We start from the raw sequence: 7883 nt of genomic DNA on the forward strand, positions 1-7883 counted from the left end.
TTGCCCTCCGGGGTCTTCGAGAAGTCGACATAGGCCTGCAGGTCCTCGTCCGGCAGCGGGCCATAGGCCAACGCCAGATAGGGGAACAGCCAGTCCTCGGTCTCCTGCCGCACGTCCTCCTCCTGCGCCCAGACATCCGCCAGCATCTGCTCCTCGGGCATCGGGTCGTCGAAGGCGCTGCCCTCCGCCATGCCTCGGAAGAAGGCGAGGTTGGAGTTCAGCGCCCCCATCACGTTCAGCTCGATCAGGTCGTTGGCCTCGGCGAAGTCGCGCAGCGTCGCCATGCGCGGGTCGTCGGCGGCGATCATGTCCTCGACCCGCATCCGCGCCGCCTCCTCGGCGGCGTCATCCATCAGCGCCCGCCGCGCCTCCAGTTCCAGCTCGAGAATGCGCTGGCCGCGCTCGCTGCCGAAGAAGTCGATCATCGCCGGCAGCCCCTCGGGCGCTTCGCCCAGCTGCGCGGCGAAGGCGGCGTCGAAGCGCTTCTGCATGGCGCCGGTGTCGTAGATCAGCCCGACCACCGCCTGCCAGCGCGCCCCGCCCCGGCCGGGGAAGAGCTCGGCCTCCAGCGTGGCGCCGTAGTCGATGCCTTCCTCGCGCATCACCTCGATCACCGGGCCGATCTGCAGCGCCTCAGTCAGTGCGGCGATCTGCACGCCGGGCTCCAGCGCCTGCTTGGCCGGGGGCTCGGTCTGCGCCGCGAGCGGCAGCGCCGCGGCCGCGAGGCTCAGCCCGGCGACGGTCGCCCCGGAAATCAGGAGGCGGGTCAGTCTGGGGAACAGCATGGCGGGACCTTTCGGGCGGGATATCCAACAGCTAGTCCCTGCCCCGGCCCTTGCCAAGCCGTGCCGGATTACAGAGCCGTGATCCCCGGCATGATCCCGCCCGCTTTTCCGCAGCTTTCCCGCTTGCACAGCCCGCAGCCCTCGGCTAAACGCCTCGCCACGAAGACCCCTGACGCGGAGAGGTGGCAGAGTGGTCGAATGCGGCGGTCTCGAAAACCGTTGTCGGTGAGAGCCGACCCAGGGTTCGAATCCCTGTCTCTCCGCCACTAAACCCCCGTCATCGTTGGGTTTTATGGCTTGGCGCCTCAAGGCCTACGTCGATGGGGCTGAGGACGAAGCCGACATGGTTTGACGCCTCTTTGCGTCGCCACATGCGCCGACCATGCCATGCTGACGCTCAGTCTCAGATCGTCGGCACTCGGATGCCCCCCAGAACGGACGAAGCCCCGCCGTGTCGGGCGGGGCGCCATCGCAGGGACCATCAGCAGCCTGCCTGCCCACCTACGTCGGTCGTTGACCTGGGACCAGGGGGCCGAGATGGCCCAACACACGCAGCTGCGCATAGATACCGGTCTCGAGATCTACTTCTGCGACCCTCAGAGCCCCTGGCAACGCGGAAGCAACGAGAACACCAATGGTCTGCTCCGCCAATACTTCCCCAAGGGCACGGATCTTAGCCAACACGGCGCCGAAGAGCTGAGCGCCGTTGCCCATGCGCTGAACACCCGCCCCCGGAAAAGCCTCGGGGGGCTGACGCCGGCAGAAGCTCTCGACCGGCTGCTCAAACAGGATATGATCGAAGGTGTTGCGACGACCGGTTGAATCCGCCCAGTTCACGTCCTTCGCCTGGACCGACCGGCTGAAGCGGGTCGGGACCCGGATCTCGATGGACGGAAAAGGGCGCTGCATCGACAATATCTTCATCGAGCGCCTGTGGCGGTCCCTGAAGCATGAATGCGTCTCTCTGCACGCATGGGAGACCGGGTCGCAGGCCAAGGTCGGCATCGGGCGATGGATAACCTTCTACAACCATCATCGCCCACACACTGCCCATGGCGGTCAACCGCCCGCCGCGGTCTACTTCAACCACATCGAAACCGATCAGCAGGTGCAGGCAGTAGCTTAACTCGGCCGGAAATCTGTCCAAACATCGGGGAGTAGCTCACATGCCAAGCCGCTATCGGTTCAGGGGCCAGAGCTTCCCTAGAGTAGTTGACATCACGGTAATGCAGCAGGCATCCGCTGTCATGCCGTAGTGTCCGCGGCCTGTGGTCGTGAGCAAGATCATATCCGTTCACACGCGCGCAAGGCCGAAGCTGCCTCGGACACAGGTTCGCCACGGCGGGTGGGGCGTCGCCCCTCCCGTCGTTCTCGGTGAACGACATGGGCGTCCCCGCCTACCGGCACATCGGTGCGGCTGTTCCGCAGCAGCGGCGTCCCAGGCGTGCGGCTCGCCCTCCGGCGAAGAGCGGGCCGGCCAGCCACTCCGTGTGATGCCGTTACGCCGCGATAGGCGGGTTGGTCCCGGCCGGGATCGGGCAGCTATAGGGCTGATCGGCAAGATACTCGGCATGGGCCGCCTTTGCCGCCGCGATAAGCGCCGGGTCAAGGATGGCCGCCCGCGCGGTGGAGGCCATGACCTTGGCCGCGTGCAGCATGCCCTTGTGCGCCGCGGGGGCCTTGCCCTGTGCCGTCTGTTGCCAGCTGTGCAGCGCCGTGCCCACTGCGCAGGTTGCCACCCGCGCCTGCACCGTCGGCACGGCCCAGCTCACATCGCCCACATCGGTCGAGCCCATGCCCCCCATGAAGGGCCGGTCCAGCGGGGCCACGAAATTGCACAACGGCAGGTCATAATCGGGTTTCATGGCCAAGCGTTCGAAAGTGTCGGCAATATCCTCGCGGCTCAGCGATTTGCGGACCTCGCGGGCAAAGGCCATGTCCTGGGCATCGAAGGGCACGGGGCCGAGTGCGTCGAATTCCTTCTGCATGGCTTCCGACAGGGGCCGGTTCTCGACGAGGTTCGACACCGCCGAAAACACGCGCGAGGTGACTTGCGTCCCCGACATCAGCGCCGCCCCATCGGCGATCGCACGCACCCGTTCCACGAGTTGCGTGAGGCCCGAGAGGCTGGGGCTGCGGATCAGCTGGCGCACGCAAGCGCGCGCCTGCACGACATTGGGGGCGATCCCGCCCGCGTCGAGATAGGCATAATGGACCCGCGCTGCATCCGGCATATGCTCGCGCATGTAGTTGATGCCGATGTTCATCAGCTCGACGCTGTCGAGCGCCGAACGCCCGAGTTCCGGCGCGCCCGCCGCATGGGCAGCCTTGCCATGGAAGGTGAAGTCGATCCGCGTGTTTGCGAGCGAGCGCATGTCATCGACGGCGTTGAAGCTCGCCGGATGCCAGGTCAGCGCGATGTCGACATCGTCGAAGAGCCCCTCGCGCACCATGTAGGTCTTGGCGGCGCCGCCCTCTTCGGCCGGACAGCCATAATAGCGCACGCGGCCCGGAAGGCCCTCGGCCGCGAGCCAATCCTTCACGGCCGTTGCGGCAGACAACGCGGCCGAGCCCAGGAGGTTGTGTCCGCAGCCATGGCCAAAGCCGTGATCGGCAATCTGGCGCGGCGCGGCCTCGCCGGGAGCCTGCGACAGGCCCGGCAACGCATCATATTCCCCCAGGATCGCGATGACGGGACCGCCCTGCCCCGCCTCGCCCATCACGGCGGTGGGAATGCCCGCCACACCCTCGGTGACGCGGAAACCTTGCTGGCGCAGCATCTCGGTATGCGCGGCGCAGGATTTCACCTCGCCATAGGCCAGTTCCGGGGTGTCGAAGACCCGGTCGGCAAGGCCGGTGAACTCCGGGCCCTTCGCCTCGACGAAGGACCAGATCGGATTGTCGTTTCGCATGCGTATCTCCTTGAAAGATCAGGCCGCTCGGTCGTTCAGATGGCAAGCCGAGAGGCGTCCCGCCGCCACGTCGCGCAGTCGCGGCACTTCGATGCGGCAGCGGTCATGGGCATGGGGACAGCGCGGATGGAAATGGCAGCCCCGGGGCGGGTTCATGGGCGAGGGGATCTCGCCCTTGATGGCGTGATAGGTCTTCTTGCCGGTCTCAAAACTGGGGATTTCGGCAACGAGGGCCCGGGTATAGGGGTGGTTCGGGCGGGCGATCAGATCCTCGGCGGCACCCAGTTCCACAAGGCGGCCCAGATACATCACCGCGATCCGGTCAGAGATATGTTCGACCACGCCCAGATCGTGACTGACGAAGAGATAGGTCAGGCCGAACTCCTCGCGCAGCTCCGCAAACAGGTTCAGCACCTGCGCCTGGATGGACACATCGAGCGCCGCCACGGATTCGTCGCAGACGATGAAATCGGGCCGCACCGCCAGCGCTCGGGCGATGCCTACCCGCGCCCGCTGACCACCGGAGAACTGATGCGGATAGCGCCGAGCAGTGGCAGGGTCGAGACCCACCTGCGCCAGCATCCGCTCGACATACGCGTCCACCTCGGCCCGCGGCACGAGGCCATGGACCTGCGGCGCCTCGCCGATGATGTCGCGCACCCGCATCCGGGGGTTGAGCGAGGACATCGGGTCCTGGAACACCATCTGCACCTTCAGCGCCACGTCCCGGGCCTCTGCCCCCTTGAGTTTGGCCGTATCCCGCCCTTCGTGCAGGATACGTCCACTCGAGGGTGCGCTGAGCCCGGCCACCATGCGGCCCAAGGTGGATTTGCCGCAGCCGGATTCGCCCACGAGCCCCAGCACCTCGCCTCGACGGATCGACAGGCTGACGTCATCGACCGCATGCACTGTCATCGGCGCGATGCGGGCGCCAAGCTTGCGCGCCGCCCGCTCGGCCAGATCGAGGTCCTTGGTGAAGCGTTTGGAGACGTTTTCGATCGTCAGGATGGGCTCTTGGCTCACGACAGGACCCTCGTCTCAGAATCGCCATGGGGGTGGTGGCAGCGCACGGCGCGGCCGGGACCGCTTGGATCGAGCCGCGGCTCGACCGCGCAGGCAGCATCGGCGCGCGGGCAGCGGGGAGCGAATTTGCAGCCCTCGGGGAGGTTCAGAAGCGAGGGCGTCATCCCCGGGATCTGTGCCAGCCGCGCCCCGTGGCGCTTGCCCTGCGGCACGCTGTCGATCAGGCCGCGCGTATAGGGATGGCGCGGGCGGGCGATGACCTCGGCGGTCGGCCCCTCTTCGATGATGCGGCCCGCGTACATGACCGCCAAGCGATCCGCGAGGCCCGAGACCACCGCAAGATCATGGGTGATCCAGATCAGCGCCGTGCCCGATTGCGAGCAGAGGGCCTGAACTTCGGAGAGGATCTGCGCCTGGATGGTGACATCAAGCGCGGTCGTGGGCTCATCGGCGATGATGAGATCGGGCTTGTGCAGAAGCGCGATGGCAATGGCCACCCGCTGCCGCATGCCGCCCGAAAACTGGTGGGGATAGCTCTTCAGCCGCTCGGCCGGCGACGAGATGCCCACCCGGACCAGCGCCTCTTCGGCCCGGGCCCGCGCCTCTGCCCTCGACACGGGCGCATGGGCCTGCACGGTCTCGATCATCTGGGTGTCGATGCGCAGGACCGGGTTCAGCGTCATCATCGGGTCTTGGAAGATCATGGCGATCCGCTTGCCACGCAGGCCGCGCAGCAACGGTTCGCCGCCGCGTACCAGATCGTCGCCGTCAAAGAGGATCTGCCCGCCCGTGACCCGGCCCGGCGGATCAACGAGCCCGAGGATCGAGAAGCCGGTGACCGATTTGCCGGAACCGGACTCCCCCACCAGCCCCAGGATCTCGCCCCGGTTCAGGGTAAAGCTGACCCCGTCCACCGCCGTCGCCACACCGTCGCGGGTAAAGAACTGCGTCTGCAGATCACGCACATCGAGAAGCTGGCTCATTTCTGCAACCTCGGGTTCAGCACATCGCGCAAGCGGTCGCCGACGACATTGATGGCGATGATGGTGAGGACGAGTGCTATGCCCGGAAACAGGCTGATCCAGTAGCGTCCCGACAGGAGGTAATCGTAGCCATTGGCGATGAGGAGGCCGAGCGAGGGTTCGGTGATAGGCACGCCCACGCCAAGGAACGAAAGCGTCGCCTCCAGCGCGATGGCCTGCGCGATCTGCACGGTGGCGACCACGATCAGCGGCGGCACGCAATTGGGCAGAAGATGGCGGAACATGATCCGCCGATGCGGCAGGGCCAGACAGCGCGCGGCATCCACATAGTCCTTGCGCCGCTCCACGATGGCCGAGCTGCGCACCGTGCGGGCGTAATAGGCCCATTGCACGATGACGAGCGCGAGGATCACCTTGTCCACCCCCCTGCCCAACAGCGCCAGCAGGATCAGCGCGATGAGAATGGCCGGGAACGAGAGCTGCAGATCCACCACCCGCATGATGAAACTGTCGAGCCGCCCGCCGAAATAGGCCGCCGTCACCCCGACGATCGTGCCCACGGTGATGGCGAGCAGGAGCGAGACGCCCGCCACCATCAGGCTGATGCGCAGCCCGTAGAGAATGGCCGACAGCATGTCCCGGCCCTGCTGGTCGGTCCCGAGCATATAGGTCATGTCGGTGCCGAAGCTCACCTCTCCGGGCGGCAGCGCTCCGTCCATGATGTTGAGCTGCGACAGATCATAGGGGTTCTGGGGCGCGATCCACGGCGCCATGAGGGCGAGGATCGCAATGCAGATGAAGAGGATGAGGCCGAGGACGGCGACGCGATCTTCCATGAACTGCGCGATGATGCGGCGGGTCGGACTATCGACCGGGGCCGCGCGCGGCGGTGCTGCGGGGTGCGTGGTCATCCCTTCATCTCCGACAGACGGATGCGCGGGTCGAGCAGCGAATAGATCACGTCGACCAGCAGGTTGATGCCCACGATGATCAGCACCGTCAGCATGAGGTAGGCCACGATCACCGGACGATCGAGCAGGTTGATGCTGTCGATCAGGAGCTTGCCCATTCCAGGCCAGGCGAAGACCGTCTCGGTCACGATGGCGAAGGCCACCATGGAGCCGAGCTCCAGCCCGATGATGGTCACCACGGGGATCATGATGTTCTTCAGGATATGCACCAGCACCACCCGGCGCGGCGACAGGCCCTTGGCGCGGGCGAATTTCACATAGTCCTGCAGACAGACCTCGCGCGTATTGGCGCGGGCGAGCCGGATGATCAGCGACATCTTGAAGAGGGCGAGATTGACCGCCGGCAGGATCAGATGCGACAGCCCGTCCCAGGTCAGGAAGCTCACCTGCAGGCCCAACACCTCGGTCGTGGCGCCGCGGCCCCCGGCGGGCAGCCAGCCCAGAAGCACGGCGAAGACGAGGATCAGCAGCATCCCCTGCCAGAAATTCGGCAGTGAGAAGCCGAGGATCGAGCCGCCCATGATCGTGCGCCCGGCAATGCTCTCGGGCCGCAGTCCTGCCCAGACGCCGAGCGGAATGCCGATCGCGACCGAGAGAAACAGCGCCACCAGCGCAAGCTCCATCGTTGCGGGCAAGCGCTCGAGGATGATGTCGAGCGCGGGGCGGCCATAGACGAAGGAGGTTCCCAGATCCCCCTGCAGCGCATTGCCGAGGAAGATGCCGAACTGCTGCCACAGTGGCTTGTCGAGCCCCAGCCGTTCGGTCGTGGCCAGTATGTCGGCCTGCGTGGCCTCGGGGTTGATGAGCACATCGACAGGATTGCCGATGAAATAGACCCCAATAAAGACCAGAACCGCCATGGCCATCACGGCCAGAAGGCTCTGCCCGACGCGGCGGACGAGATAGACGATCATGCGAGGCATTCCTTGCGCTGGCAGGACACCGGGGGGACGCGCCGCTTCGCGGACGGTCGGGATCACGGGACGGCCTGGGGGAGGACCGGCGGGCCGGGGACGCGCAGGCGCCCCCCCGGCCAAGGGCTTATTCGGCCGGCTTCACCTCGGACGCCATGGTGTACTGGTCCACGCGCGGCTCGTAGCTCAGCTCGGGCTTCATGGCCCAGACGGTCTGCTCGTAATGCAGCGGGATGATCCCGAAATCGTCGAGCACCATGGTCTCGGCCTCCTGCAGCATCCGGTCACGCTCGGC

6 protein-coding genes, 1 tRNA gene and 2 pseudogenes are annotated in these 7883 nt (G+C 66.3%); 3 read left to right on the forward strand and 6 right to left on the reverse strand.

Translation table 11 applies throughout. The features are described 5' to 3' along the window. On the reverse strand, positions 1-785 hold a 785-nt coding region (locus C5F48_RS20185), incomplete at its 3' end, for a DUF2059 domain-containing protein (protein ID WP_107665589.1). Positions 786-961: 176 nt separating this feature from the next. Between C5F48_RS20185 and C5F48_RS20190 the strand changes: the two genes are divergently transcribed. The 3 genes and pseudogenes from C5F48_RS20190 to C5F48_RS20200 form a co-directional block, all read left to right on the forward strand. Then, positions 962-1051, forward strand: a tRNA-Ser gene (locus tag C5F48_RS20190). Between the two features lie 199 nt (positions 1052-1250). Next, positions 1251-1607 (forward strand): annotated as a pseudogene (locus C5F48_RS20195) (IS30 family transposase); the annotation flags it as partial. Further along, positions 1606-1911 (forward strand): annotated as a pseudogene (locus C5F48_RS20200) (transposase); the annotation flags it as partial. The pseudogenes C5F48_RS20195 and C5F48_RS20200, both read left to right, overlap by 2 nt. A gap of 373 nt (positions 1912-2284) precedes the next feature. Here the strand turns inward: C5F48_RS20200 and C5F48_RS20205 are convergent. The 5 genes from C5F48_RS20205 to C5F48_RS20225 are packed head-to-tail and all read right to left on the reverse strand — an operon-like array spanning position 2285 to position 7588. After that, positions 2285-3697: an amidohydrolase gene (locus tag C5F48_RS20205; protein ID WP_107665591.1), complete on the reverse strand. Its 1413-nt coding sequence runs from the start codon at positions 3695-3697 to the stop codon at positions 2285-2287. A gap of 18 nt (positions 3698-3715) precedes the next feature. Beyond that, the gene (locus tag C5F48_RS20210) at positions 3716-4720 is read right to left on the reverse strand and encodes an ABC transporter ATP-binding protein (protein ID WP_107665592.1); all 1005 of its coding nucleotides are present in this window, start codon (positions 4718-4720) and stop codon (positions 3716-3718) included. Continuing rightward, on the reverse strand, positions 4717-5703 hold the full coding sequence (locus C5F48_RS20215) for an ABC transporter ATP-binding protein (RefSeq protein ID WP_107665593.1): 987 nt from the start codon (positions 5701-5703) through the stop codon (positions 4717-4719). The genes C5F48_RS20210 and C5F48_RS20215 overlap by 4 nt, the downstream gene beginning before the upstream one ends. Beyond that, positions 5700-6614, reverse strand: coding sequence for an ABC transporter permease (locus C5F48_RS20220; RefSeq protein WP_107665594.1), 915 nt, complete (start codon positions 6612-6614; stop codon positions 5700-5702). The genes C5F48_RS20215 and C5F48_RS20220 overlap by 4 nt, the downstream gene beginning before the upstream one ends. Next, complete coding sequence (locus C5F48_RS20225) at positions 6611-7588, reverse strand: ABC transporter permease (protein ID WP_107665595.1); 978 nt, start codon at positions 7586-7588, stop codon at positions 6611-6613. Before C5F48_RS20225 ends, C5F48_RS20220 begins: the two co-directional genes overlap by 4 nt. Positions 7589-7883 lie beyond the last annotated feature (295 nt).

The organism is Cereibacter changlensis JA139 (assembly GCF_003034985.1).
GTDB classification, from domain to species: Bacteria; Pseudomonadota; Alphaproteobacteria; order Rhodobacterales; family Rhodobacteraceae; genus Cereibacter; species Cereibacter changlensis.